At 67.2% G+C, this 24,160-nt stretch carries 24 protein-coding genes; 15 read left to right on the top strand and 9 right to left on the bottom strand.

Translation table 11 applies throughout. The features are described from left to right. Positions 1–405, bottom strand: coding sequence for an ATP-dependent DNA ligase (locus E3O18_RS03350; RefSeq protein ID WP_233191304.1), 405 nt, complete (start codon positions 403–405; stop codon positions 1–3). 148 nt (positions 406–553) lie between these two features. Continuing rightward, positions 554–1,600, bottom strand: a complete 1,047-nt coding sequence (locus E3O18_RS03345; protein ID WP_134417450.1) for an alpha/beta hydrolase — start codon at positions 1,598–1,600, stop codon at positions 554–556. A 163-nt stretch (positions 1,601–1,763) separates the two neighbouring features. Between E3O18_RS03345 and E3O18_RS03340 the strand changes: the two genes are divergently transcribed. Continuing rightward, positions 1,764–2,837, top strand: coding sequence for an alkene reductase (locus tag E3O18_RS03340; RefSeq protein WP_134417448.1), 1,074 nt, complete (start codon positions 1,764–1,766; stop codon positions 2,835–2,837). Between the two features lie 41 nt (positions 2,838–2,878). Here the strand turns inward: E3O18_RS03340 and E3O18_RS03335 are convergent, their stop codons facing one another. Then, a complete protein-coding gene (locus E3O18_RS03335) occupies positions 2,879–4,078 on the bottom strand; it encodes an aminotransferase class I/II-fold pyridoxal phosphate-dependent enzyme (protein WP_134417446.1) in 1,200 nt (399 codons plus the stop codon). A 78-nt stretch (positions 4,079–4,156) separates the two neighbouring features. Here E3O18_RS03335 and E3O18_RS03330 point away from each other — a divergent pair, with 78 nt between their 5' ends. The 7 genes from E3O18_RS03330 to E3O18_RS03300 all read left to right on the top strand — a co-directional run bounded on the left by E3O18_RS03330 (position 4,157) and on the right by E3O18_RS03300 (position 11,543). Further along, complete coding sequence (locus E3O18_RS03330; protein ID WP_134417444.1) at positions 4,157–4,732, top strand: hypothetical protein; 576 nt, start codon at positions 4,157–4,159, stop codon at positions 4,730–4,732. A gap of 158 nt (positions 4,733–4,890) precedes the next feature. Further along, positions 4,891–5,592 carry a hypothetical protein gene (locus E3O18_RS03325; protein ID WP_134394279.1) on the top strand — a complete coding sequence of 234 codons (702 nt, stop codon included), beginning with the start codon at positions 4,891–4,893 and terminating at the stop codon, positions 5,590–5,592. A 119-nt stretch (positions 5,593–5,711) separates the two neighbouring features. After that, complete coding sequence (locus E3O18_RS03320; protein WP_134417442.1) at positions 5,712–7,277, top strand: trypsin-like peptidase domain-containing protein; 1,566 nt, start codon at positions 5,712–5,714, stop codon at positions 7,275–7,277. Positions 7,278–7,411: 134 nt separating this feature from the next. After that, on the top strand, positions 7,412–8,473 hold the full coding sequence (locus E3O18_RS03315; protein ID WP_241978107.1) for a glycosyltransferase family 2 protein: 1,062 nt from the start codon (positions 7,412–7,414) through the stop codon (positions 8,471–8,473). Next, the gene (locus E3O18_RS03310) at positions 8,470–9,282 is read left to right on the top strand and encodes a CDP-alcohol phosphatidyltransferase family protein (protein ID WP_134394277.1); all 813 of its coding nucleotides are present in this window, start codon (positions 8,470–8,472) and stop codon (positions 9,280–9,282) included. Before E3O18_RS03315 ends, E3O18_RS03310 begins: the two co-directional genes overlap by 4 nt. Continuing rightward, positions 9,269–10,168, top strand: coding sequence for a glycosyltransferase (locus tag E3O18_RS03305; protein ID WP_134417440.1), 900 nt, complete (start codon positions 9,269–9,271; stop codon positions 10,166–10,168). Before E3O18_RS03310 ends, E3O18_RS03305 begins: the two co-directional genes overlap by 14 nt. Before the next feature lie 73 nt (positions 10,169–10,241). Continuing rightward, positions 10,242–11,543 carry a hypothetical protein gene (locus E3O18_RS03300; protein ID WP_134417438.1) on the top strand — a complete coding sequence of 434 codons (1,302 nt, stop codon included), beginning with the start codon at positions 10,242–10,244 and terminating at the stop codon, positions 11,541–11,543. Here E3O18_RS03300 and E3O18_RS03295 read toward each other — a convergent pair. Then, positions 11,540–12,427, bottom strand: a complete 888-nt coding sequence (locus E3O18_RS03295) for a hypothetical protein (protein WP_174722027.1) — start codon at positions 12,425–12,427, stop codon at positions 11,540–11,542. The genes E3O18_RS03300 and E3O18_RS03295 overlap by 4 nt on opposite strands. 90 nt (positions 12,428–12,517) lie before the next feature. Here E3O18_RS03295 and E3O18_RS03290 point away from each other — a divergent pair, with 90 nt between their 5' ends. After that, positions 12,518–12,811 carry a helix-turn-helix transcriptional regulator gene (locus E3O18_RS03290; RefSeq protein WP_134394274.1) on the top strand — a complete coding sequence of 98 codons (294 nt, stop codon included), beginning with the start codon at positions 12,518–12,520 and terminating at the stop codon, positions 12,809–12,811. Here E3O18_RS03290 and E3O18_RS03285 read toward each other — a convergent pair. The 3 genes from E3O18_RS03285 to E3O18_RS03275 are packed head-to-tail and all read right to left on the bottom strand — an operon-like array spanning position 12,808 to position 15,094. After that, positions 12,808–13,554: an ABC transporter ATP-binding protein gene (locus E3O18_RS03285; RefSeq protein ID WP_134394273.1), complete on the bottom strand. Its 747-nt coding sequence runs from the start codon at positions 13,552–13,554 to the stop codon at positions 12,808–12,810. The two genes, E3O18_RS03290 and E3O18_RS03285, sit on opposite strands and share 4 nt — an antisense overlap. Continuing rightward, entirely contained in the window at positions 13,554–14,354 is an 801-nt protein-coding gene (locus E3O18_RS03280) for an ABC transporter permease (RefSeq protein ID WP_241976456.1), read from the bottom strand. Before E3O18_RS03280 ends, E3O18_RS03285 begins: the two co-directional genes overlap by 1 nt. A 47-nt stretch (positions 14,355–14,401) precedes the next feature. Beyond that, a complete protein-coding gene (locus tag E3O18_RS03275; RefSeq protein WP_134398718.1) occupies positions 14,402–15,094 on the bottom strand; it encodes a phosphocholine cytidylyltransferase family protein in 693 nt (230 codons plus the stop codon). 744 nt (positions 15,095–15,838) lie between these two features. Between E3O18_RS03275 and E3O18_RS16415 the strand changes: the two genes are divergently transcribed. The 3 genes from E3O18_RS16415 (at position 15,839) to E3O18_RS03260 (ending at position 19,016) form a co-directional block, all read left to right on the top strand. After that, positions 15,839–17,005: an ABC transporter ATP-binding protein gene (locus E3O18_RS16415; protein WP_241978106.1), complete on the top strand. Its 1,167-nt coding sequence runs from the start codon at positions 15,839–15,841 to the stop codon at positions 17,003–17,005. Then, entirely contained in the window at positions 16,981–18,555 is a 1,575-nt protein-coding gene (locus E3O18_RS03265) for a PAM68 family protein (protein WP_241978105.1), read from the top strand. The genes E3O18_RS16415 and E3O18_RS03265 overlap by 25 nt, the downstream gene beginning before the upstream one ends. A gap of 170 nt (positions 18,556–18,725) precedes the next feature. Next, entirely contained in the window at positions 18,726–19,016 is a 291-nt protein-coding gene (locus E3O18_RS03260) for a DUF3039 domain-containing protein (protein ID WP_104171578.1), read from the top strand. A 15-nt stretch (positions 19,017–19,031) separates the two neighbouring features. Here E3O18_RS03260 and E3O18_RS03255 read toward each other — a convergent pair whose 3' ends face one another. Continuing rightward, positions 19,032–20,354 carry a nicotinate phosphoribosyltransferase gene (locus E3O18_RS03255; protein WP_134417436.1) on the bottom strand — a complete coding sequence of 441 codons (1,323 nt, stop codon included), beginning with the start codon at positions 20,352–20,354 and terminating at the stop codon, positions 19,032–19,034. 62 nt (positions 20,355–20,416) lie between these two features. Further along, positions 20,417–21,649 (bottom strand): beta-ketoacyl-[acyl-carrier-protein] synthase family protein, encoded by a 1,233-nt coding sequence (locus E3O18_RS03250; RefSeq protein WP_198410542.1) that lies wholly within the window; start codon positions 21,647–21,649, stop codon positions 20,417–20,419. Between the two features lie 243 nt (positions 21,650–21,892). Between E3O18_RS03250 and murI the strand changes: the two genes are divergently transcribed. Genes murI through rdgB form a run of 3 tightly spaced genes read left to right on the top strand, consistent with a single transcriptional unit; the run spans position 21,893 to position 24,082 of the window. After that, complete coding sequence (gene murI / locus E3O18_RS03245) at positions 21,893–22,756, top strand: glutamate racemase (RefSeq protein WP_134394269.1); 864 nt, start codon at positions 21,893–21,895, stop codon at positions 22,754–22,756. Then, positions 22,753–23,487, top strand: a complete 735-nt coding sequence (rph, locus tag E3O18_RS03240) for a ribonuclease PH (RefSeq protein WP_134394268.1) — start codon at positions 22,753–22,755, stop codon at positions 23,485–23,487. Before murI ends, rph begins: the two co-directional genes overlap by 4 nt. Before the next feature lie 4 nt (positions 23,488–23,491). Then, the gene (gene rdgB / locus E3O18_RS03235) at positions 23,492–24,082 is read left to right on the top strand and encodes an RdgB/HAM1 family non-canonical purine NTP pyrophosphatase (protein ID WP_134394267.1); all 591 of its coding nucleotides are present in this window, start codon (positions 23,492–23,494) and stop codon (positions 24,080–24,082) included. Positions 24,083–24,160 lie beyond the last annotated feature (78 nt).

The following is a 24,160-nucleotide window of genomic DNA, read 5'->3' as shown; positions in this document are numbered from 1 at the left end:
TCAGAGTTCGGTGGCGATGGTGTCCTGCGAGGCGGGCGCCGCGCGCACCGTGAACTTCTGATCCGGGCGATGACCGCGGTCGGTGCGCTCCGGATGTTCGGGTTCACCCATCGCCCGCTCCTCGCCGGTGGCCACCAGCCCCTGGGAACTGTTAGCGGAACGGGTGAGCTGGGCGAGCCACAGCGGGTTGATGCTCGGCGGCTGACCGCCGGAGAACTTGAAATACAGGGGAATGGCCGGGTGCAGCCACGCGGAACTGCGACCGTTTCCGGCTTCGGCGGCGTTGCGCCACGAGAGCAGGAAGCTTTCGCCCCGGCGGAGTTTCTGTACGATCACGATCTGGAGATGCGCCAATATCCGGTCGTCGAATTCAACCGTGACCCTGTCATACGTCAACGAACCCATGGGGAGCCGCTTTCAATCGGTGGGGGCTGTTCAGAGGCCGGCCACACAGGGTGACCAGATCTCAGGACTGATCCTCAGTTTGGTCGCTCTGAACCCGCTTGACAAGGGAAACAGCCGTGGCGCGGGATCGTCCAGGACACAGCGACTCCTACTGCGGGAACACGCCTGACCGGGACAGGCATCCGTTCGGCAACAGGTGGAGCAGCGTCTCATATGGTTTCTCCACATGCGCGAAGTGCCCGGTGCCCGGAACCGTGACGAGATCGAAGCCGCGGATGACCGCGCGGAGCCTGGCCGCATCCGTCGCCGCCACGAAAATGTCGGCGTCACCCTGGGTTGCGTGCACGGCGCACTCGATCCGGGCCCAGCGGTTGGGGTCGTAGGTTCCGGCGAGGTCGGATGCCACAGCGAACGCCTGCGGGCGAAGCTCGGTCGCAAGGGCCCCAATGACGCTCTCGTGCAGCAGCTCCGGTCGGCGGAACAGCGGCGCCGCCAGCGTGCGCAGCAGCCCGGTGCGGTGGAGCAGGCGGATCAGACCGTGGCCGGCGCGCCCGGCCCGGGCGATGGCCCGCAGCACCGGCAGCAGGGCGCTGTACCCCGGCAGCGCGGCGAACCGGGCGACCGGGTGCCGCACGGTGTCGATCACCGAGAACGTCGTGGCCGAGACGAGGCCGACGAACGCGGTCGACCGGGTCTCGCTTGCGGCAAGTTCGAGTGCCACGAAGCCGCCGAGGGAGTGGCCGATCACGGTCCAGGAGCGGTAGCCGAGTGCACAGGCGATCTCGGCCACTACCGCAGCGGTTGCCTCGATGGAACGAGAGGGTCCCGCCGCCGGAAGCGGCGAGTCCCCCCAGCCGGGCAGGTCGGGGATGATCAGGTCGGTCAGGCCGAGACCGGAGGCGTCGGCCGCGGCCAGCAGCGGCGTCCAGGTCGTCCAGGATCCCGCGGCGCCGTGCAGCAGGATGGTCGCGGTGTCGCTCCCGGTACGGCGGCCGTGCCGCACCGAAACCGTTGCCCGGCGCAGCCGCATGGAGCTTGTGGTCAGTCCGAAGGCCCGGGCGTCGGACGACAGAGGGAACGGGCAGTATCCGGTGCGGTCCGGGTCCCTCCGGGTCGGTGCCTCCGGGGTCGGTGCACCCGGGGTCGTGAAGCTCCGTGGCGACGTCGTCGGCCGGGTCCCGGCAATGGTGCTCATAGTGCTGGTTCGGTGCGTCGGCTCCTGTGGATTGCCCGACCGTGACGGGTGAGGGGAATGCGCGGGAGAGCAGGGCCGTTGGCCTCAGCGGAAGATGCTTCCCCCTGTCCGAGACGGCGCACGCGCCATTCGGCGAAACCCTGACCCACAGAAAGAGCTATTCGTGAATCTTTTCTCCCCGTTGTCCCTCGGCGACCTGGAACTGCCCAACCGACTCGTCATGGCGCCGCTGACCCGGGTTCGGTCCGGAATCGAGGGCGTTCCCGGCCCCCTTGTCGTCGAGCACTACAAGCAGCGTGCCTCGCTCGGCTTGATCGTGACCGAGGGCACCTACCCCAGCCACGCCGGTCAGGGCTTCCCCGGCCAGCCGGGGCTGGTCACTCCCGAGCAGATCGCCGGCTGGACCAACGTCGCCGACGCCGTGCACTCCGCCGGCGGGCGCCTGGTCGCCCAGGTCATGCACGCGGGCCGCGTCACCCACGAGGGCACCAACGGCGGCCGCGAGGTCGTGGCTCCCAGCGCCATCGCCATCCAGGGCGAAACCCGCACCTACGCAGGAAAGGCTGCCTACCCGGTACCGCACGCCCTCACACTCGACGAACTCCCCGGCGTGATCGCGGACTTTGTCCAGGCCTCCCTCAACGCCATCGCCGCGGGACTCGACGGCGTCGAGATTCACTCCGCGAACGGTTACCTCCTGCACGAGTTCCTCTCGCCGGCCTCCAACCAGCGCGACGACATCTACGGCGGCTCCCCGCAGAACCGGGCCCGTTTCGTCGTCGAGGTCGTCACCGCGGTGGCCGAGGCGATCGGCGCCGGCCGCGTCGGCATCCGGGTCTCGCCGGAGCACAACATCCAGGATGCCCTCGAAACGGATGCCGCCGACCTTATGGCCACCTACGGCGCGCTCGCCGACGCACTCGCTCCGCTGGGCCTTGCCTACCTGAGCATCCTGCACCGCGAGCCGGCCGGCGAACTGGTGCAGCAGCTGCGTGTCCGTTTCGAGGGGCCGCTCCTGGTGAACAGCGGCTTCGGCGAGGTCACCGACCGGGACGAGGCGATGGCCATCATCGCCGACGAACTGGCGGATGCGGTCGTCGTGGGCCGTGCCGTGATCGCCAACCCCGACCTCGTGTCGCGCTGGCTCAAAGACCTGCCGCTGAACGCTCCCGACCCGCTTACCTTCTACGGTGCCGGAGCCGAGGGCTACACGGACTACCCCGCACTGGCGCACTAGAATTCCCCTCCGACCGCTCCAAAGCGGCGGCTGCCGGGCGGCTAATGGGCGATGATGCCGGCCAGCTGGGCGGCGGCGCGCTCGAGCACGTCCACCTTTTTGCAGTAGGCGAATCGCACCAGCGAGGCATACTCGGACCGGTGCGCGGCGGAGCAGAACGCGCCGATCGGAACCGCGACCACCCCGGCGAGATCGGGCAGCACCCGGCAGAACTCGGCGCCGTCAGGGTAGCCGAGCGGCGCGGCATCCGCCACGATGAAATACGACCCCTGAGGTCGACTGACCGTGAACCCCGCTTCGATCAGGCCGCTCTCGAGAACGTCACGCTTGGCCTGCAGGTCGGCGGCGACACCGGTGAAGAAGGTGTCCGGCAGGTCGAGGCCCCGCGCGATCGCCGGCTGGAAGGGCGCGCCGTTCACATAGGTGAGGAACTGCTTCACGGCCAGGATTGCGGTGACAAGAGCGGACGGGGCGGTGAGCCAGCCGATCTTCCAGCCGGTGGTGTTGAACGTCTTCCCAGCGGAGGAGATCGTGATGGTGCGCTCGCTCGCGCCCGGAATCGTTGCGACGGGCACGTGGGCGACTCCGAAGGTGAGGTGCTCGTAGACCTCGTCGGTCACGATGAGCGCGTCGTGACGGTGTGCGAGGGACACGATGAGTTCCAGGGTCTCGCGCGGCAGCACGGCACCGGTGGGGTTGTGCGGATTGTTCACGATAATCAGTCGGGTGCGGTCCGTGATGGCGGCGCGTAGTTCGTCGGGGTCCGGCTGGAAATCGGGTGCCCGCAGGCGCACCGTGCGATGGATGCCCCCGCCCAGCGCGATCAGGCCGCCGTAAGCGTCGTAGAACGGCTCCAGCGTGACGACCTCGTCGCCGGGTTCGAGCAGTGCGAGAATAGTCGCCGCCAGCGCCTCGGTGGCACCCGCCGTCACCAGGACCTCGGTATCCGGATCGACGGACAGGCCGTAGAACCGGTGCTGATGCCGAGCGATGGCGCCTCGGAGCACGGGCAAGCCGCGCCCCGGCGGGTACTGGTTCGCACCGTCGGAGATCGCCTGGCGTGCGGCTTCGAGAACCTCGGCAGGGCCGTTCTCGTCGGGGAATCCCTGGCCCAGGTTGATGGCGCCGGTGCGCAGGGCGAGGGCACTCATCTCCGCGAAAATGCTCGCGGCGACGGTGCCGTCCGCGGCGAGCAGGCCGGCCCCACGGGCCGTGCGGCGCCAGGCCCCGGAGATTGTCATGATGTCACCAGCATGGCTCCAAACTACGACATGTGGAAAGTTCGAGCGGGGCTGCGCCGGATGCCCTAGGTTGGCCGCATGCGGACCGTGCAGCGCGACCTCTTCGTTCTGAGCTCGCTGCTGCTGCTCGGCACACTCGCGCTGACCGGTTGCACGCCCGAACCGGCGCCCCCAGCGCCCCAGGCGTCTGAGACGAGCGCACCGACGGATTCCCCCGTCTTCGCGTCCGATGAGGAAGCTCTGGCTGCGGCTACCGAAGCCTATGCGGCGTATCTTCGAACAAGTGATGAGATATCTGCCGCTGGTGGGGTGGGTTCGGAACGAATGGAGCCGCTGGTTTCTTCAGGCCTCTTTCAGTCTGAACTGGAGGGCTTCCAAGGCTTTGTGGACGCAAACGCTCGAAGTGTCGGTGAGACGACCTTCATCGTTCAGGGCATGCAGTCGGCGGCATATCTGAGACCGGAGCAAACGACCATTTCGCTCTATGTTTGCGAAAACGTGACCGGCCTCGACGTGATTGATCCGGTCGGGAATTCGTTGGTTTCAGACTCGCGCCAACCCATCACCCCGTTCGAAGTTCGATTTAAAATGGATGCAGGCCTTCGTTTAATTCTCGAGTATCGGTCGGCTTGGCGAGGCGAGAACTTTTGTTGATAAAGCGACGAGTCTGGATTTTCACGATAATTACAGCGGCCTCGGTGGGACTAATCCCGTTGGGTTCAAATCCAAGCTTTGCAGATTCAACTTGCGGAAAATTCGAACAGTCAACCAAAAGCTGCCCGGAGGCTAACGGGGCCATCAACAACGGCGGGGTGGACCTTTCTGCGGGGTACGAGACCGGCGGGGGACAGGGGTCCGGGAGTGATGCCGGTGGCGGAGAATCCGGGGCGAGCGGGTCCGGTTCCGGCAGCGGCAACGGCAACGCCGGTGGCGGCCAAGTCGGTGCAGCACCCGTCGTCGATCCGCTGGCGTTCGTGCGTGACGACTTCACGGTCAACTGCATTCCGGGGTCGCCGTGCGACCCGAACCTCGTGGTGAGGGTTAGCGATCTGGTCAACTTCCAGCCCGCGGCGCCGTCCCAGACGATGGAACCGCGCGGCTGGAGCGTGGCGGGCTTGCCCGCGAACTTCATCGCGTCGGCATCCGAGCACTCCCGTACCGGCGCCTTGCTGGGCTATCCGGCGGAGGTTCGTTTCACCCCGGTCGGCTACCGCTGGACCTACGGCGACGGTGCCCAGGCAAGCACGAACTCGGGCGGCGCGACCTGGGCGGCACTGGGCCTGCCGGAATTCTCCGATACCGCCACCAGCCACGCGTTCGCCCGGCCAGGAAGCTATGCCGTCGTCGTCGCGGTGGTGTACTCGGCCGAGTATCGCTTCGCGGGCCTTGCCTGGCGGCCGGTGCAGGGTACGTTGTCGACTTCGGCCAGTCCGATCGGCGTGATCGTGGGGGATGCCCAGACGGTGCTCGTCAACCTCGAGTGCACGACAAATCCGGCTGGTCCGGGTTGCTAACTGTGGGGATCGACCCGGCACCGCTCAAGTCACGGCGTCGTCATTGAATGCTCCCAGGCTGCACAGATCATTCGTTCAGGTTCAGGAGTCAAGGTGGAAACGCTTGGAAGGAGCACATCATGACCGACAATCCGCAGGCACCCGGCACCACTCCCGATCCCGACGACGCAGTCCCATTCGAAGTCAATGCGGCCGGCGAGGCTTCCGTCACGGCCCAGCCCTCTGCGGATCACTCCTCCGGTGGCACCCCCGACGACGAGAAGCCGACCGAGGTCATCCCCGACACAGTTTCTGCTTCTGAGCAGTCGCCGGCCCAGCCCACCGCCACCTCGGCCCAGCCCACGCGCGCCTACGCCACGGATGCTTTCGGTCGTCCGGTCGAGGAAAGCACCACCTCAAATCCCTACGCGCCGAACACCCAGCCGCAGTCCTACGCCCATCAGACCGGGTACACCGCCGACCGGCCCGGCGGCCCGCGCACGCAGCCCCGCCGCTCGGGTAATATCGCCCTGATCGCGGCGCTCGCCATCGGCGCTCTCGTCGGAGGTGCATCCGGCGCCGGCGTCACGGCCTTCATGGTCACTAACCAGACCGCCGGAATCCCGACCAGCCAGGCCGACGGTCCCAGCACGGTCGTGGTCAACAACACCGACAGCGTCAACCAGATCACGGCGGTCGCCGCCAAGGCCACGCCCAGTGTCGTCACCATCGCCGCCTCCGACGGCAGCTCCGGCGGAACCGGTTCCGGGGTCATCCTGTCCGAAGACGGCTACATTCTCACGAACACGCACGTCGTCACCCTCGACGGCGCCGCCGCCGAAGCCAGCATTCAGGTCACCGCCAGTGACGGCAAGCTCTACGCCGCCACCATTGTCGGCACCGACCCGATGTCCGACCTCGCCGTGATCAAGCTGGACGGGGCGAGCGGCCTGACGCCGATCAAATGGGCCGATTCCGGCAAGCTCAACGTCGGTGACAGCGCCATCGCGATCGGCGCACCGCTCGGCCTCTCCGGCAGCGTCACCGACGGCATCGTCAGCGCACTGAACCGCAGCATCTCCATCGCCTCCTCGGCTGCCCCGTCGACACCCGAGAACTCCGCACCCGACGAAGAGCAGAGCCCGTTCTTCTTCGACCTTCCCGACCAGAACGGCGGCCCGGCCCCGGCTCCCTCCACCGGCAGCATCTCACTCTCGGTCATCCAGACGGATGCAGCGATCAACCCCGGCAACTCCGGCGGAGCCCTACTCAACGCCAAGGGCGAGCTGATCGGCATCAACGTCGCCATCGCCAGCGCGGGCGGCGACTCGGCGGCCGCCGGAAGCATCGGCGTGGGCTTCTCCATCCCGTCGAACCTGGCCAAGCGTATCTCCGACGAACTGATCGCCACGGGCACGGCCACCCACGGTCTGCTCGGCGCCAGTGTCACCAGTGCCGCCGGCAGCCCGGAGAGCGCCACCGTCGGCGCCCTGATCAGCGAGGTCTCGGCGGGCGGTGCAGCGGAGAAGGCCGGACTGCGAAAGGGCGACATCGTCACCAACCTCAACGACCTACCCATCACCGACGCGAACGACCTCACCGCTCAGGTGCGCGCTCTCGCTGCCGGCGAGACGGCCGACCTCACCTTTGTGCGCGATGGAAAGTCGTCCACGGTATCCGTCACGGTCGGCGAACTCTCCAGCTGACCACTCGCTCCTTCCAGAGAACGACAGCTGCGCCGCCGGTGGATCACCGGCGGCGCAGCTGTCGTTTGCGGCCCCGATGCAGGCAGGAAACACCCGGCTGGTAGGCTCTAATATCCCTCCAGAAGAATGGAACTATGACCAGCCAGGATCCCTCATCCGGAGCCGCATCCCTGCTCGGGGTTTCCTATGTGATGCCGGTGCTGAATGACGTGACCCATGTGCGCGCCGCCGTGACCAGTCTGCTCCGCCAGGACTACTCGGGGCCCTTCGAGGTCACCCTGGCCCTCGGCCCGAGCATCGACGGCACAACCGAACTGGTTGAGGAGATGGCCGCGGTTGATCCGCGCATTTGCATCGTGGCGAACGAGATCGGCTCCACCCCGGCAGGCCTCAATACGGCTATCCGCGCCTCGCAGTACGCGTTCGTCATTCGCGTCGACGCCCATTCGGTGCTGCCGCCGGACTACGCCCGCATCGCCGTGGAGACGCTAGAGCGTACCGGCGCCGACAATGTCGGCGGCGTCATGGACGCCCAGGGCGAGAGTCCGTTCCAGAAGGCCGTCGCCTGCGCTTACGGCACAAAGATTGGTCTCGGCGGCACGCCCCTGCACATCGGAGGCCCGGAGGGCCCCGCGGAAACCGTCTACCTGGGCTGTTTCCGGATGGACAGCATCGTGCGCGTCGGCCTCTTCGACGAGGGCATCAAGCGCGGCCAGGACTGGGAACTCAACCGCCGCCTGCGCGACCAGGGCGGCATCGTCTGGTTCACACCCCGGCTCCGGGTCGTCTATCGGCCCCGGCCGAGTCTGGCCCGGCTGGCCCGGCAGATGGTGTCCACCGGCCTCTGGCGAGGGGAACTCGCCCGCCGCTATCCCGAGGACAACGGCATCCGTTACTTCGCCCCACCCGTCATGGTCCTGGGTGTCACTGTCGGCACTCTGGCAGGCCTGGCCGGCCTGGTTCAGCTCCTCACCGGGGCGAACCCGTGGTTGCTGCTCGGTCTTCTGATTCCCGCCGCCTACCTGGGGCTCGTCGCCGTGGCCGCGGCCCTGGTGACCCGGCCGGACGGGTTTCGTGCCGGGCTGTGGTTTCTCGTAGTCTTGCCCTGCATCCACTTCTGCTGGGGAATCGGCTTCCTGTTCGGGTATCTGAAACTCACCACCAACATCACGGCCCATACCGGAAGGCACCAATGACGTCAGCGAATCCCGCGGCGACTCGACCCTCCTCAATCGGCGAGCTGCGCCGGGTGGCCCAACCGCCGGAAGTTCGGCTGCGGTCCAACGCCGAGCACTGGACGGCGTCGCTCTACCTGCGCGACATCTCCCCGTATCTGACCTGGCTGCTGTTGAAGACCTCCATCTCGGCGAACGGCGTCACCGGCCTGATGATCCTGGTCGGCTGGGCCACGGCGACCGCGCTGCTCATTCCCGGCGTCTGGGGCGCGATGCTCGCCCTCCTTCTTGGGCAGCTACAGATGTTGGTCGACTGCTCCGACGGGGAGGTCGCCCGCTGGCGCCGGCAGTCCTCCCCGGCCGGTGTGTTCCTCGACAAGGTCGGGCACTACACGACAGAGGCCCTCATCCCGATCGCGTTCGGGATCCGTTGCGCCTTCTACCCGTTCGAGGCCCCCGCCGACTTCCTGTGGACCACGCTCGCACTGCTGCTCGCCCTGATCATCGTGCTGAACAAGGCACTCAACGACATGGTGCACGTGGCCCGAGCGAACGCCGGCCTCACCAGACTCGCCGATCGCAAGCACGAGCAGACCCCGACGTCGAGCCTCATCGCCCGCGCCCGCCGCTTGGCCCGGTTCCTCCCATTCCACCGGCTGTACCATTCTGTCGAACTGACCATGCTGATCTTCGTCGCCGCGGTCGTCGGCAGCTTCCTCGGCGAGCCGACGGTCGACCGGTTCGTGCTGGTCGTGCTCGTCCCGCTGGCCTTCCTCTCACTGGTGGGTCACTTCGTGGCCATCATGGCGTCCACGCGTGTCCGGTCCTAACGCGTCACCGGTCGGGCCCGCCCTGCCGACCGTGGGGGTCGTGCTGCTCACCCAGGGCACCCGTCCCGACGACCTTGCCCGCGGCATCCGAAGTCTGCTGGCCCAGCAGGACGTTCTCCTGGACAGCGTGTGCGTGGGCAATGGCTGGCAGCCGACCGGGCTGCCGGACCAGGTGAAGACGCTCGGCCTGCCCGAGAATCTGGGCATTCCGGCCGGCCGCAACCGCGGGGTCTCCCGCATCGCGGGCGAGTTTCTCTTCTTTCTCGACGACGACGCCAGCATCCCGGACCCGCACTTTCTGCGAGATGCCATCGACATGCTGCGGGCGGATTCGACCATCGGCCTCCTGCAGCCCCGGGTGGTCGACCCGGCCGGGATCGCGTCGCCGAGACGCTGGATTCCGCGCATCCGCAAGGGCGCGGCCACCCACTCCAGCAACGTCTTCTCGGTCTGGGAGGGTGCCGTGCTACTACCCCGGGCCGCCTTCGACGCCACCGGGGGCTGGGCCGAGCCTTTCTTCTACGCCCATGAGGGCATCGAGCTGGCCTGGCGTGTCTGGGACCTGGGCCTGCGCGCCTGGTACGCCGGCGAGCTGGAAGCGAATCATCCCGTGATCGAGCCCACCCGGCACGCCGACTACTACCGACTGAACGCGCGCAACCGGGTCTGGCTGGCCCGCCGCAACCTCCCGGTCCTGCTCGTGCCCGTCTACACCGGGTCCTGGCTTCTGATCCAGGTGCTGCGCTGGGCCCGAAATCCGGGCGCGCTACGCGCCTGGCTCGCCGGTTTCCGCGAGGGGTGGACCACCGACCCAGGGGAGCGGCGTCCCCTCAGGGCGCGCACGGTATGGCGGATGACGCTGGCCGGCCGGCCGCCTATCGTCTAACGATTCCGTCGTCACGTCCCCTTTGGGGGGCCAGCGGCTCTCGGTCGAGTGGTATCGTCGGTACTCTTGATGGGTGGGTATTCAACGAGACGTCAGGCTTGGGCTCAAGCTGGTCAGGGACGTCACGGCGTCCCGCAAAGCACAGCGGCTGCTGAACGGGCGGCTGTCCACGCGTGAGCCGCTGCCCGTGAATCACTTCAAGATCGCGGTCTACTTCGCCGACGGCGACGTCAATCTGTACCAGATGCGGCAGTGGTACAAGCCGCTCGCGAAGCTCGCCGAGACCTGGCCCGTCCTGGTGCTGAGCCGCAGCGGGGCAGGTGCCCTGCCGCTGATCGATGAGTCTCCGCTCCCGGTTGCCTACGTTCGCCGGGTCGTCGACCTCGAGCGGGTGCTGGCGCAGCAGGACATCCGGATCGTGTTCTACGTGAACCAGAACACCCGCAACTTCCAGATGATGCGCTACGGGGGCCGCTGGCACGTTTTCATCAACCACGGTGAGAGCGACAAAATGTACATGGTCACGAACCAGATCAAGGCCTACGACTACGCCTTCGTCGCCGGCGACGCCGCGATCGCCCGTCTCGACAAGGTGCTCTGGGACTACGACTTCGACAAGCGCGCCCTGAAGATCGGCCGCCCCCAGGCTGACTTCTACTCCGGGGCGACGCCGTTCGCCCCGGATGAGCGCCAGGTCATCCTCTACGCTCCGACCTGGGAAGGCGACCGGCCCGCCGCCGCCTACGGCTCGATCGCGTCCCACGGCGTTGCCCTGGTGACGGCACTGCTGGCCTCGGGCCGGCACCGCGTGATCTACCGCCCGCACCCCCGCAGCGGTGTGGTGAGCAGCGAGTACGGCGCGGCGAACAAGACCATCATTGCGGCCATCGCGACGGCGAATGCACGGGATGCTTCGGCCCGGCACATCTACGACGCGAGCCCCGACCTGGGTTGGCAATTGTCGGCAGCGGATGTCGCCATCGTCGACATCTCGGCGATGGTCTACGACCGGCTGGCCTCGGGCAAGGCCCTGATGGTGACCCGCCCGGTAGACCCCTCCGCTCAGATCGACTCGAGCGGCTATCTCTCCGACTGCGAGTGGCTGAGCGTCGACGATGCGGGGAGTATCCTCGGCGTTCTCGACGATCTCACCCATGACAGCGAGGCCCATGACCGGCTCAAGATCTGGGTCGAGCGCTACTTCGGCGATACCGGTCCCGGAGTCGCCACGGAGCGGTTGCACGCCGCCGTGGCACACCTGATGGACGAGTGGGAGCGCTTTGACGTCTCCCACCCGCAGGCCGTGAGCCTGGACGTGGCCGAACCGGCCATCGACGCGCCGACGGACGAGGTCAGCGACGTCGATAAGCTCTAGTCTGCACGGGGCGGTGTCGGCGTGGTCGGGTCGGGTGCGCCGGGCATCCGTCGCCGGGGGGACAGCCGGCCGGACAGGCCGGTCAGCGACGGCCGAGTGATCCCGGGGATGCGGCGGACAGGCGATTCCCGAACGACGATCCGCACCCGGGGGTCCAGTTCCTCACGGAAACCGACCGGCGGCTGGCCGAATGCGAGCCGCGACGAGTGAACGACCCGCGAGCCCAGGATGTGGTTGCCGGCACCCCCGATGATGGCGCCCACGCCGAACGGCAGGGCCTTGCCGATGAAGCTGGCGCCGCCCTTGGCGGCGAATTGCCGAATGAAGCTGCTCTTCAGCCGGTCGGTCAGCGGTCCCATGATGGCCCGGGGAATGCTGGTCGTGACGAGTTCGCCCCAGTAAGCGGTGCGCGGGACGCCGGAGCCGGAGACCTGGCCGGCCAGCTGGCGCACCAGGTCTGAGCCTTCGCGGCCGAGCATCATAGTCATCACCAGAGCGCGTGCCCGCTCGGGGTCCTCGACCGTGATGCCGTGCACCTCGCTCACCGACTGCGTGAACAGGGCGGTGGCCTCGAGGAACCCGGCCGTCTCCACGCCGGAGATGGCCAGGGTGACGGCGGTGCCGACCCCCGGGATGACCGCCGTCGCGCCGACCGCGGCACCCCCGGCGGTGACGGCGGCGAGGTAGCGCCGCTCCAGGATCTGGATGATCTCCACGGGCGACGCCTGTGGGGAACGGCGGCGCACGGAACGGATGTGCGCGAGCACGGCAGGACGGTGGATCGCCATCACGCGGTCGAAGCCCGTGACGATCCCGGTGGGGAGCTGGCCGCCCCTCGGCAGGCCGCCCGTCTCGGAAATAATCGGCTTGGTTTTTCTGGCCATCAGAGTGCCCTCCCTCAGTGTCCCGATGAGTTTACGTGCCCCGGCTGGGTGCCACTGGCGGAAAACTCGGTGCGCGCCTATACAAGGAGAATGCCTGAGCCGAAGTCAGAAGCATCCCGAATCCTCGGAGTCCGCCTGCGTCGGCGGAGGCGGCAACTGTCCCTCAATCAGGAGGCCGTCGCCCACCTGGCCGGCCTCAACGTGTCCAACTACGCGCGGATAGACCGGGGACATGGCAACCCCACCTTCCACACCCTGATCCGGCTCGCCACAGTGCTCGGCATTGAGCCGGGCGATCTGATGACCGGGTTCAATTCCGCTCACCTGCCGCCCTCCCGGGACGGCCTGGAAGATCCGGATGCCGTGATCGCCTCGGCCCATTAGGCCGGCTTGATGCCGTATTGCGAGTTGTAGAGCGCCAGCACCTCGGTGATGGGGGCATCCAGAACCAGCGCACCCTTGTCTAGGTAGAGGCCTCGGGTGCAGAAGCGCTTGAGGTCCCGCTCGTTGTGGGACACGAAGAACAGAGTTCGCCCACCGGCGAGCAGTTCCTCGATCCGCCGGTAGCACTTCTCCCGGAACGCCTTGTCGCCGACGGCGAGCACCTCGTCCACGAGCAGGATGGGTTCCTCGAGCCGCGAAATCACGGCGAACGCGATGCGCACCTTCATCCCACTGGACAGGTGCTTGTACGGCGTGTCGACGAAGTCGGCGATCTCGGCGAAGGCGATGATCTCGTCGAAGCGCGCCGCGATCTGCTTCTTCGTCATCCCGTGCAGGCCCGCGGTCAGGTAGACGTTCTCGCGCACCGTGAGGTCGTCGACAAAGCCACCGGTGATCTCGATCAGCGGGGCCACACCCTCGGTCACACGCACCGAGCCCTCGTCGGGCAGCACGACCCCGGTGACCAGCTTCAACAGGGTCGACTTACCCTGCCCATTGCGACCGACCACGCCGATCGCCTCGCCGCGCCGCACCGTGAACGACACGTTCCGCAGCGCCCAGAACTCGTTCGGGCGGATGCGCCGCCTCCGGGCGGCGAACAGGTCCTTGAACGAGCGCCGACCGCGTCGATTGCGGCGGAAACGGATGCCGACACCCCTGAGGGTGATCACCGGTGCCGACACTAGATCTCCTTCAGGACGGCGCGCTCGGTGCGCGTGAAGACAACCAGGCCGACGACAAGGAAGAGGACCGACATCAGCGCGCTGATCAGCACGAGAAACCAATCAAGCTGTTCGGGGAAGAACGCGGCCCGGTACAGGCTGAACAGGCCGCTGAGCGGATTGAAGCCGGCCCAGAACTGCAGTTCCGTGGGCAGGTCCGCGGTTCCGTAGATGATCGGCGATGCATAGAACAGGAAGCGGAGGATGAGCTTGACGGCCCGTTCGAGGTCGCGGAAAAAGACCACGAGGGGAGCGACGATCAGCCCGATCCCTGCGGTCAGGATCGTCTGCAGCAGGATCGCGAGGGGAAAAAGGGCCGCACCCGCGCTGAGTTCCGCCCCGGCGACGAGTGCGAACAGCAGAAGCACCGGGATGGACGCCACAAACTCGATGCCCTTGGACAGCACGAGCCGGTTCACCCAGATCGTGCGGGGGATTCGGGTGGATCGAATCAACTTCGCCTCGCGCAGGAACGCGCGGGTGCAGTCGGACACGGTGCCGTTGAACCACATCCACGGCAGTAGCGCCGACAGCAGGAAGACGATGTACGGTTCGTTGCCCACCGTGCGCTGGAATACCTGGGTGAAGACGAACCAGTAGATTCCGGCCATGACCAGAGGGTCGAGAATCGACCAGAAGTAACCGAGCAGCGACGTCGAGTAGCGCACCCGCAGGTCCCGCTGTGTGAGCAACCAGAGGGAATGACGGTACCTGGCGAAAGACGTGCGCTGCTCGGGGCGCACTTCGGCGTAACTACTCACGCGCTCTATCGTAGGGGCGCGACGCGCGCCCTACGCGAACGGCGCCGCTACACGAAGAGGTTCGCCCGTTCGAGATCCTCGGCGAAGTCGACCTCGACCGCGTAGAAATCGGAGATGTCGAGAGGCTCGACCAACAGGTTGTTCTTCTCGATCGCGAGTTCGATGCCGCGCTCGAAGTAGTCCTGGTCGGCGACCTTCGTCAGGTGGTGGAGCAGTACGGCCTTGTACGCGCTGGAGATGTAGTTGATGCCCACGGCCTCGCCCAACCCGCCAGTGACGGTCTTGGAGAGTTCTTTGATGTAGCCCTCGGCGCTGGTCGTGTACTTGACCTCCTCGTCGGACACCTTGGAGGTGTTGACGGTGACGAAGGACTGGTCTCGAGCGACCATCGCGGCAGCGCGGTCCAGAATGGCCGGGTCGAAGACGACGTCGCCGTTCATCCAGAGCACACCGCCGGTGGTGGACGCCTGGAGAGCGCGCATCAGGCTCTTCGAGGTGTTGGTCTGGTCATACTCTTCGTTGTAGACGAAGGATGCCTGCGGGAAGGCCTCGATGATGTGCTCGAGCTTGTAACCGACCACGATGGTGACCTTCGCCTTCTTGCCGAAGGCGTGCGCGATATTGTCGAACTGCTGCTGCATGATCGTTCGACCGTCGTTGAGTTCCGTGAGCGGCTTCGGAAGCGAACGACCGAGTCTGCTTCCCATACCTGCTGCCAAAATGACTACCTGGGTGGTCACGATTGTCTCCTCAAAAAAGAATTCGAGTGACCGAGACTCCCTCAGATTTAGATCGAGTTTGTCTAGGGTTCACTTGTAAGTTCACGTATAGACACACCGTTATGCCAACTCGAGAGTACCCTATGCCCTCGGTCGGGGGGAAGGGCGGGCTCCTTTCCGTGTTGCTTTCGTGACACGGGCGCCCGTGGCTGGACAGGGCCTGACTGTGTTTCCGAGTGACCCCCGAAACCTGCGTTGTCAGACGGTCCTTGGTAGGTTAGCGAGGTGACTCCAGCGCCCCCGACATCCGAGCCCAACGAGCAGAAGGTGCCCTCTTCTGCACCAGATTCTGCTGAAATACAGGCCACGACGCCGGCTGTTGTGCGCACGGTCCCGGTGCGCAAGGCCCCTGTTCCCAAGGCGCCGCCGCGCACGAAGGCTACCCCCCGTGTAGCCGCCGGGCGACCGAGTACGGCCCGCGCAAAAGCGGCTGCAGAGGCGAGGGAGGACGCCCCCGGGGCGCCCCTTCCGAAGAAACCCGCGGCCAGGACGACCCCAAAGCCCACACCGAGACCGGCCCCGAAAAGACCCGTCGCAGCGCCGGAGTCTGACTCTGACGGCATCTCGCCGGCGGCCGACGCCCCGACACTCGCCACTCCTCCCATTACCGCGGCTGCCAGGACCGCGGCTCGCACGACGTCGGCTCGCACGACGCCAGCACGGGCCACGGCCGCGCGCACGGCAGCGGCCAAATCTGAGTCCGTCGTGAAAACCGGTGTGGCCCGGTCCAGTGCGGCCAAGGCCAGCGCAGCGCGGGCTGCGGCCATCCGGGCGGCGACCTTGGCCGCGGCCGCGGCCGCCGTCGCCGAACCTGACGCGGAGCCTGCCACGCAGGTTCTTCCGGAGTTCATCCCGTCGCCGGGCGAGGAGGCCGAGCCGGTCCTGGTCGCCGCGCTGTCCGTGCCCCAGCCATTCGCTGCCGACGCATCCGGTGCCGACGCATCCGTTTCGGCAAGCATCGAACTCATGCCCGAAACGGAGCTGCTGCCCGGGTCCGCCGAAACGGAGCTGCTGCCTGTCCCCGCCCCCGCTGCCACGAAACCGCCCGTCGTGAAACGGACCTCCCGCAAGCGCGCCCGGGTGATTGCGCCGACTGCGCTCGCTCTCGCCCCGCCGGTTGTGCTGGCGGTCAGCGGTCTGCACAAGAGCTTCGGCCGAACCGTGGCGGTATCGGGCATCGACCTCGAGGTTCGCGCCGGGTCGTTCTTCGGGATCGTCGGACCCAACGGCGCCGGCAAGACAACGACGCTCTCCATGGTCACCGGGCTGCTCCGGCCGGATGCGGGCACCGTCACGGTGAACGGCATCGACGTCTGGGGGAGCCCGATGGCCGCCAAGCGCATCATCGGCGTTCTGCCTGATCGACTGCGCCTGTTCGACCGCCTGACCGGAGCCCAGCTGCTCTATTACTCCGGGGTGCTCCGGGGTCTCGACGACGTCACCGTGCGGCAGCGCGCGGCCGACCTGGCAACCGCCTTCGGTCTCGAAGACGCGCTTAATCGCCTCGTCGCCGACTACTCGGCCGGCATGACGAAGAAGATCGCACTCGCCTGCGCGATGATCCATTCGCCGCGGCTGCTTGTGCTCGATGAGCCGTTCGAGTCCGTCGACCCGGTCTCCGCCGTCAACGTCACGGAGATCCTGCAGAAATACGTCGCCAGTGGTGGAACGGTCGTGCTGTCGAGCCACGGAATGGATCTGATCCAGCGCGTTTGCGATCATGTCGCCATCATCGTGGAGGGCGCGGTGCTGGCCTCCGGCACCATCGACGAGGTTCGCGGCGAAAAAACGCTCGAGGAACGGTTCATCGAGCTGGCCGGCGGACGCAAGGTGGCGGAGGGCATGGAGTGGTTGCACAGTTTCTCGGACTGAAAGTCCGCCTACTCGCCAATCTGTTCCGGCGCAGCCCCTGGCAGGTCGTCGGCATCGTGATCGGCCTGCTCTACGGCCTCGCCCTGGCCGTCGGCCTCTTCGTAGTGCTCGTCGGGCTGCGCTTCACGGGAGATCCCGTCGCCATTCGCGACGGCCTGGTCGTCGCTGGATCACTCGTCGTGCTCGGCTTCCTGCTGTTCCCGCTGGTCTTCGGAATCGACGACACCATGGACCCGCGCAAATTCGCGACCATGGGCATCCCTACCCGGAGGCTGTCGCTCGGTCTGGCGCTGTCCTCTCTGGTCGGGGTGCCCGCGTTCGTGCTCGCGGTCGTGCTGCTCGGCACGGTCGTGACCTGGTCCCGCGGCCTCTTGGAGACGGTGCTCGCCCTCGTATCCGCCATCCTGCTGCTGGCCACCTGCATGCTCGGGTCCCGGGTGAGCACGTCGTTGGGGGCGTTCTTGCTGGCCACGCGTCGATCCCGGGAATTCACCGGAATCATCGGAGTGCTGCTTCTGGTGATGATCGCCCCCGTCGTGCTTCTGGCGCTCAACTTCGATTGGGGTCGCTACGGCCTCGACCTGATCGGCGGGCTGGCGGGCATCCTCGGCTGGACGCCCCTCGGTGCGGCCTGGGCCGTTCCCGGAGATGCCTCCACCGGGCTCTGGGGTGCGGTAGTGCTCAAACTGTTGATGGCCGCGGCAACGACGTACCTGCTGTGGCTGACCTGGCAGGGCCTGGTGGCGCGGATGCTCGTCACGCCCGGCCGTGAGGCTCAGGTCCGCCAGTACGGCGGGCTCGGGTGGTTCGACAGCATGCCGCACACTCCGATGGGTGCGATTGCGGCCCGTAGCCTCACCTACTGGCGCCGCGACTCCCGGTACTGGATGTCGGTGATCGTCATCCCGGTCATCCCTCTGATCGTCATCTTGCCGCTGTCATTCGCGGGGTTGCCGATCTCCTACCTCGCTCTTCTGCCGGTGCCGTTGATGAGTGTGTTCCTGGGCTGGACCCTGCACAACGACGTCGCCCTGGACCACACCGCGGTCTGGCTGCACGTGGCCTCCGGCACCCGCGGATTCGAGGACCGGATGGGCCGGTTGGTTCCCGCACTCTTCGTGGGAATCCCGATGATCGCGGCGGGGTCGGCGATCAGTGTGTCGGTCTACGGCGACTGGGCGGTGATGCCGTCCATCCTGGGGGTGAGCACCAGTATCCTGCTGACCGGGCTCGGGCTCTCGAGTTATTCATCGGCGCGCTTCCCCTATCCGGCGACCAAGCCGGGAGACAGCCCTTTCGCTCAGCCTCAGGCGTCGGACACGGCGGCCGCGCTGATCCAGTCGTTCACGTTCGCGGGGTCGATCCTGCTTTCGCTCCCGGCTCTCGCGTGCGCGCTGCTCGGCGTCTTCGTCGACCCGGTCTGGAACATCCCGGCGCTCGTGCTGGGTGTCGCCATCGGTCTGATCACGCTCGTGGGCGGGGTCTTTCTGGGTTCGCTCGCGTTCGAACGGCGCGGGCCGGAGATGATCGCCTCCGCCGTGCGGGCCTAGGCGTCCTGACGTTCGCGTGGCGCGCGTGCTGCGCCGCTGCGCCGGTGGCACGCCACGCGCGGAGGGGCGCAGCTCCCGCGCGACTCGCTCGCGGTATCCGCCCGGCTCCGGCTCGCGGGCAGGATCAGGCAGGCCTGCCGGTGCGCCCGCGGGTTGTTTAGACTGAGTGCATGACTGATCACTTTCGCGCGAGCATCGCAGAACCCGGAAACCCCGGCACCGGTGGCGGCACCTCGACGCTCGACCGTGAGCTCGAGCAACTCCTCAACCAGGAGCACATCGAGCCGGGCGACCACGAGCGCTTCTCGCATTACGTGCCCAAAGACAAGATTCTCGAATCGGCCATTTCCGGCAAGCCGGTGCGCGCCCTCTGCGGCAAGAAGTGGTTGCCCGGACGCGACCCGGAGAAGTTCCCGGTCTGCCCGGCCTGCAAGGCCATCTACGAGAAGATGAAGGCCTGACCTGTCGGTTGAGCGCTATAGGTACAGGGTCGGGATGACCGGGTCGCCGCGCCCGAGGCGGAAGGCCTCGATCGGCAGTTCCTGCATGACGGCTGCGTGGTGCGCGCGGGCGCGGGTCGTGCCTGCCGCCCCGAGGTAGCTTTCGTCGATCACGCCGTCGGTGATCAGAGGCACCAGCAGCACGCGGTCCCGGGCGGAAGGCTCCGCGGGCGGAGTGGAGCCGGCCGGATCCTCGCCGATCAGGACGACCTCGGCGCGCGCGATCCCGGCGGAGTCGAGCCGTCGCACGGCCCGCTTTCGGCCGCCGACCGAGCTCTTCGCGGGCGAGGTCTTGGCGACGGGCACCCAGTCGCCGGCGTCGTCGCGGTGCGCGACAAGTTTGTAGACCATCCCTGCGGCGGGGGAGCCCGAACCGGTCACCACCGATGTACCCACGCCGAAGGCGTCCACGGGCGACGCGGACAGAGCGGCGATGGAGAACTCGTCGAGGTCGCTGGTGACGGTGATGTGCGTGTTGACGGCACCGAGCGAGTCCAGTTGGCTGCGGGCCTCGGCCACCCTGGTCGGCAGGTCGCCGGAGTCGATCCGGATCGACCCGAGCGCAGGTCCGGCCACCCTGACGGCCAGTTCGATGCCCGCGGCGACGTCGAAGGTGTCCACGAGCAGGGTGGTGGCCGGTCCGAAGGCCGCGACCTGGGCACGGAAGGCGTCCTCCTCGCTGTCGTGCAGGAGAGTGAAGGAGTGGGCGGCGGTGCCCATGGTGGGCACGCCCCAGCTGCGGCCGGCCTCCAGGTTACTGGTCGAGGCGAAACCGGCGATGTAGGCGGCCCGGGCGGCGGCGACCCCGGAGTACTCGCCCGTGCGGCGCGAACCCATTTCGGCGAGGGGGCGGCCCAGGCTGACCGAGACCATCCGTGCGGCGGCGCTGGCGACGGAGCTGTCGTAGTTGAGCACGCTGAGAATCAGGGTTTCGAGAATGACGCATTCGGCGAAGGTGCCGTCCACCGTGATCAGGGGAGAGCCCGGGAAGTAGACCTCGCCTTCCTGGTAGCCCCAGATGGTGCCGCGGAAGGCGTAGTCGGCGAGCCAGTCGATGGTGGGCTCGCGCACCACACTGTTGTCTCTCAGCCAGGTGAGTTCGGCATCCGTGAACCGGAAGGCCCGAATGAGATCGAGCAGCCGCCCGGTGCCGGCCACGATGCCGTAGCGGCGGCCGGAGGGGAGGCGCCGGGCGAAGGCCTCGAACTGGCACTCTCGTCCGGCGGTTCCGCTTTGGATCGCGGCGTCCACCATGGTGAGTTCGTAACGGTCGGTGCGGAATGCTGAGGATTCGGTCACCCGGAAAGCTTATCCGCCCCGCCCCGCCCGGCCCGGTACGTGTTCTTGTCGGAGTAGAGGGCCTACAGCGCCCCGAAGGCGACGATGCAGTTCTGCCCCCCGAAGCCGAACGCATTCGCCAGGGCGAACTTCACCGGCTTCTCCCGAGCGATTCGCGGCACGTAGTCGAGCGTGCAATCCGGGTCGGGGGTCGTGTAGTTGATGGTGGGCGGGATGATGCCGGTGCGGACCGACAGGGCGCAGAGCAGGCCGGAGAGGGCACCCGCGGCGCCGATCATGTGGCCGGTCATCGACTTGGGGGCGGTGACGGCGATGGAGTCGGCAGCGTGCCCGAGTGCTTGGCGAATCGCCGAGGTCTCGGCCCGGTCGTTGGCCTGAGTGGACGTGCCGTGGGCGCAGATCATGTCGATGTCGCTCGGGTTCAACTTCGACTTGATGAGGGCGCGGGTCATGGCCAGGCTCGCGAACTTGCCGGTGGGTTCGGGCGCGACGATGCTGTGGCCGTCGCTGGTGAGGGCGCCGCCCAGCACCTCCGCGTAGATCTGGGCGCCGCGGGCTCGGGCGTGGGAGAGCAGCTCCATCACGAAGACGACCGCTCCCTCACCGAAGACGAGCCCATTGCGGTCAGCGTCGAACGGCCGTGAGGCCTCGGCCGGGGAATCGTTATTCTTGGAGGCCGCGTGCATGGCGTTCAGGCCCGCGAACATGACGGGCGTGATCGCAGCCTCGACCCCGCCGGCGATGACGACGTCGGCGTCACCCATGACGAGCATGGTGCGTGCCTCGAGGAGTGCGTAGGCCCCGCTGGCGCAGGCCAGGGCACTCGCGTTGACCGGTCCGTGGACGCCGAGGTCGATCGCGATCTCGCAGGCGGCCATGTTCAGCAGAGCGGAGGGCACGAAGCGCGGCGGGATGCGCCGGGAGTCGCCGGAGTTGACGAGCTCGGTGGCTTCCTGGATCTCCGCGAAGCCGCTCACGGCGCTGTTGACGACGACCGCCGTGTCGATGCCTTCCATGGATGCGCCGAAACCGGCGTCAGCCACCGCCTCGCGGGCTGCGGCGATCGCGAGCTGCGAGGCCCGCGATGCGCGCTTGACCTGCTTCACGGTCATCCGCTCGGCCGGAATGAAGTTCTTCACCTCGCCGGCGATCTGCGTCGGCAGACCGGCGGGATCGAATTGGGTGATCCGGGCTACGCCGCTGCGGCCGCCGGTGAGGCCCGACCACGTGTCGCGCCAATTGTTGCCCAGGGGCGTCAAGGCGCCCAGCCCGGTGATTACAACTCGATCATTCACGGTGATCATCTCCTCAAACAACGAATGTGACGTCATTCTGGTGGGGCGTCCGTCGGTTGGCGGGAGCCATATTCCGAGTGTAGTTACGGCCATATTCCCCGAATGGAACGTGCTGACGCCACCGGGGCGAGACTGGGAATGTGCCGTCAATCTCCCTGTTCGGGGGGTGATCCCCGGCCGCGCCGGACCGGGTGCCGCGCGTGCGCCGGTGGGGGTCGAGGATTCCGACTAGGCTCGACTGTCGTGACGGATGCACCGATTGGAATCTTTGATTCCGGAGTGGGCGGCCTGACTGTCGCCCGGGCGATCAAGGATCAACTGCCCAATGAATCGATCCTCTACATCGGAGACACTGCGCATTCTCCGTATGGCCCGAAGAGGATCGCGGATGTGCGCGGTTTCGCCCTTGACGTTCTCGACGACCTGATTGCCCAAGATGTGAAAATGCTGGTCATCGCCTGCAACACCGCTTCGGCCGCGATGCTCCGAGATGCCCGAGAGCGCTACAGCGTGCCGGTGGTAGAGGTCATCCAACCGGCCGTGCGCCGTGCCGTGCGCACCACCCGCAACAAGCGGGTCGGCGTGATCGGCACTCTGGGCACAGTCAAATCGCGCGCCTACGACGACGCGTTCGCCGCGGCCACCGACATCCACCTCCTGACGCAGGCGTGCCCACGGTTCGTCGAATTCGTCGAGGCGGGAATCACCACGGGCGACGAACTACTGTCGGTCGCCGAAGGCTATCTCGCCCCGCTGCGGACCGCGGATGTCGACACGCTCGTTCTCGGATGCACGCACTACCCCTTCCTGCGTGGTGCCATCTCCTACGTGATGGGGGACACCGTAACCCTCGTCTCCAGCGACACCGAGACGGCCAACGACGTGTACCGGCTGTTGGTGAGCCAGGGCCTGGAACGCACCGAGCAGGCGCCGCCCAGCTACCGGTACGAGGCCACCGGCGACAGCGCCGACGATTTTCTGCACCTGGCTCACCGGCTGATCGGGCCGGAAATCGGTCGCGTAGACCTGGTCGAGACCGGGTCCTTCAGTTTGAGCGAGCTTGCCGAGTTCGCCGCATCGCATCCCAACCCCAAGGAGACCACGTGACCGACACCGTGCGCGTAGACGGACGAACGAACGACCAGCTGCGCCCCGTCACGATCGAGCGCGGTTGGAGCGACCAGGCCGAAGGGTCGGCCCTGATCTCGTTCGGGCGCACCAAGGTGCTCTGCACGGCCTCGTTCACCAACGGCGTACCGCGCTGGATGGCCGGCAAGGGTAAGGGCTGGGTCACGGCCGAGTACTCCATGCTGCCGCGCTCCACCGACTCTCGGATGGACCGCGAATCGGTCAAGGGCCGCATCGGCGGGCGTACCCACGAGATCAGCCGTCTGGTCGGACGCAGCCTGCGCGCCGTGGTCGACATGAAGGCGCTTGGCGAGAACACCATCGTGTTGGACTGCGACGTGCTCCAGGCTGATGGGGGCACCCGCACCGCGGCAATCACGGGAGCCTACGTGGCCCTCGCCGACGCCCTCGAGTGGGGCAAGGAGAAGAAGTTCCTCAGCCAGAAGGCCCAGCCTCTGATCGACAGCGTCGCGGCCATCTCCGTGGGTATCGTCGGCGGTGAGCCCATGCTTGACCTTGCCTACACCGAAGACTCCCGGGCCGAAACCGACATGAACGTGGTCGTAACCGGACGCGGCCTCTTCGTGGAGGTGCAGGGCACGGCCGAGGCCGCGCCGTTCGACCGCACCGAACTCAATTCTCTGCTCGATCTGGCGCTGGCCGGGACGATCTCCCTGACCGAGTTCCAGACGACGGCGCTGGGGCGCTAGGGCCATGCAGGTCGTTCTCGCCACCCACAATCAGCACAAGGTCGAGGAGCTGCGGCGCATCCTCGCCCCCCGGCTCCCCGACCTCGACGTGCTGGCCTACGACGGCCCCGAGCCGGTCGAAGACGGCGTCACCTTCGCCGAGAACGCTCTGATCAAGGCGCGCGCCGCCGCCGCGCACACCGGTCTGCCGGCCATCGCCGACGACTCCGGCATCTGCGTGGACCTCCTCGGCGGTTCGCCCGGCATCTTCTCGGCCCGCTGGGCCGGGCCCGCCCGGGACTCCGACCAGAACCTGCAGCTGCTGCTCTGGCAGTTGGGCGATGTGGCCGCGGAGCACCGCGGCGGACACTTCACCTGCGTCGCCGCGCTGGCCATGCCCGACGGCACGGAGTGGCACGTGACCGGGGAATGGCCCGGGCGGATCCTGACCGAGCCGAGCGGCGCCGGCGGCTTCGGCTACGACCCGATTTTCCTGCCCGACGGCTATGCGATTTCCGCCGCCGAGCTGACCCCGAACGTGAAGAACGAGCACAGCCACCGGGCGAGGGCCTTCGGCAAGCTGATTCCGGTGCTGGAGACGCTGCTGGAAGCCTGACCGGCGTATCCGTCTCGACTGCTGAGAACGGCACTCATTCCCAACTGACGGCTGAACTGGCGGCCGAATGCCCGCGGC

This window comes from Cryobacterium sp. TMT2-42-4 (assembly GCF_004402645.1).
GTDB lineage: Bacteria > Actinomycetota > Actinomycetes > Actinomycetales > Microbacteriaceae > Cryobacterium > Cryobacterium sandaracinum.
The sequence above is the reverse complement of the archived record's forward strand: the minus strand, read 5'-3'. Positions and strand labels throughout refer to the sequence as shown.

Excerpts from the sequence above, each read along its gene's own strand:
- E3O18_RS03350 (WP_233191304.1), bottom strand. The coding sequence starts at position 405 with ATGGGTTCGTTGACGTATGACAGGGTCACGGTTGAATTCGACGACCGG.
- E3O18_RS03345 (WP_134417450.1), bottom strand. The coding sequence starts at position 1,600 with ATGAGCACCATTGCCGGGACCCGGCCGACGACGTCGCCACGGAGCTTC.
- E3O18_RS03335 (WP_134417446.1), bottom strand. The coding sequence starts at position 4,078 with ATGACAATCTCCGGGGCCTGGCGCCGCACGGCCCGTGGGGCCGGCCTG.
- E3O18_RS03330 (WP_134417444.1), top strand. The coding sequence starts at position 4,157 with ATGCGGACCGTGCAGCGCGACCTCTTCGTTCTGAGCTCGCTGCTGCTG.
- E3O18_RS03320 (WP_134417442.1), top strand. The coding sequence starts at position 5,712 with ATGACCGACAATCCGCAGGCACCCGGCACCACTCCCGATCCCGACGAC.
- E3O18_RS03315 (WP_241978107.1), top strand. The coding sequence starts at position 7,412 with ATGACCAGCCAGGATCCCTCATCCGGAGCCGCATCCCTGCTCGGGGTT.
- E3O18_RS03310 (WP_134394277.1), top strand. The coding sequence starts at position 8,470 with ATGACGTCAGCGAATCCCGCGGCGACTCGACCCTCCTCAATCGGCGAG.
- E3O18_RS03295 (WP_174722027.1), bottom strand. The coding sequence starts at position 12,427 with ATGGCCAGAAAAACCAAGCCGATTATTTCCGAGACGGGCGGCCTGCCG.
- E3O18_RS03290 (WP_134394274.1), top strand. The coding sequence starts at position 12,518 with ATGCCTGAGCCGAAGTCAGAAGCATCCCGAATCCTCGGAGTCCGCCTG.
- E3O18_RS03260 (WP_104171578.1), top strand. The coding sequence starts at position 18,726 with ATGACTGATCACTTTCGCGCGAGCATCGCAGAACCCGGAAACCCCGGC.
- rdgB (WP_134394267.1), top strand. The coding sequence starts at position 23,492 with ATGCAGGTCGTTCTCGCCACCCACAATCAGCACAAGGTCGAGGAGCTG.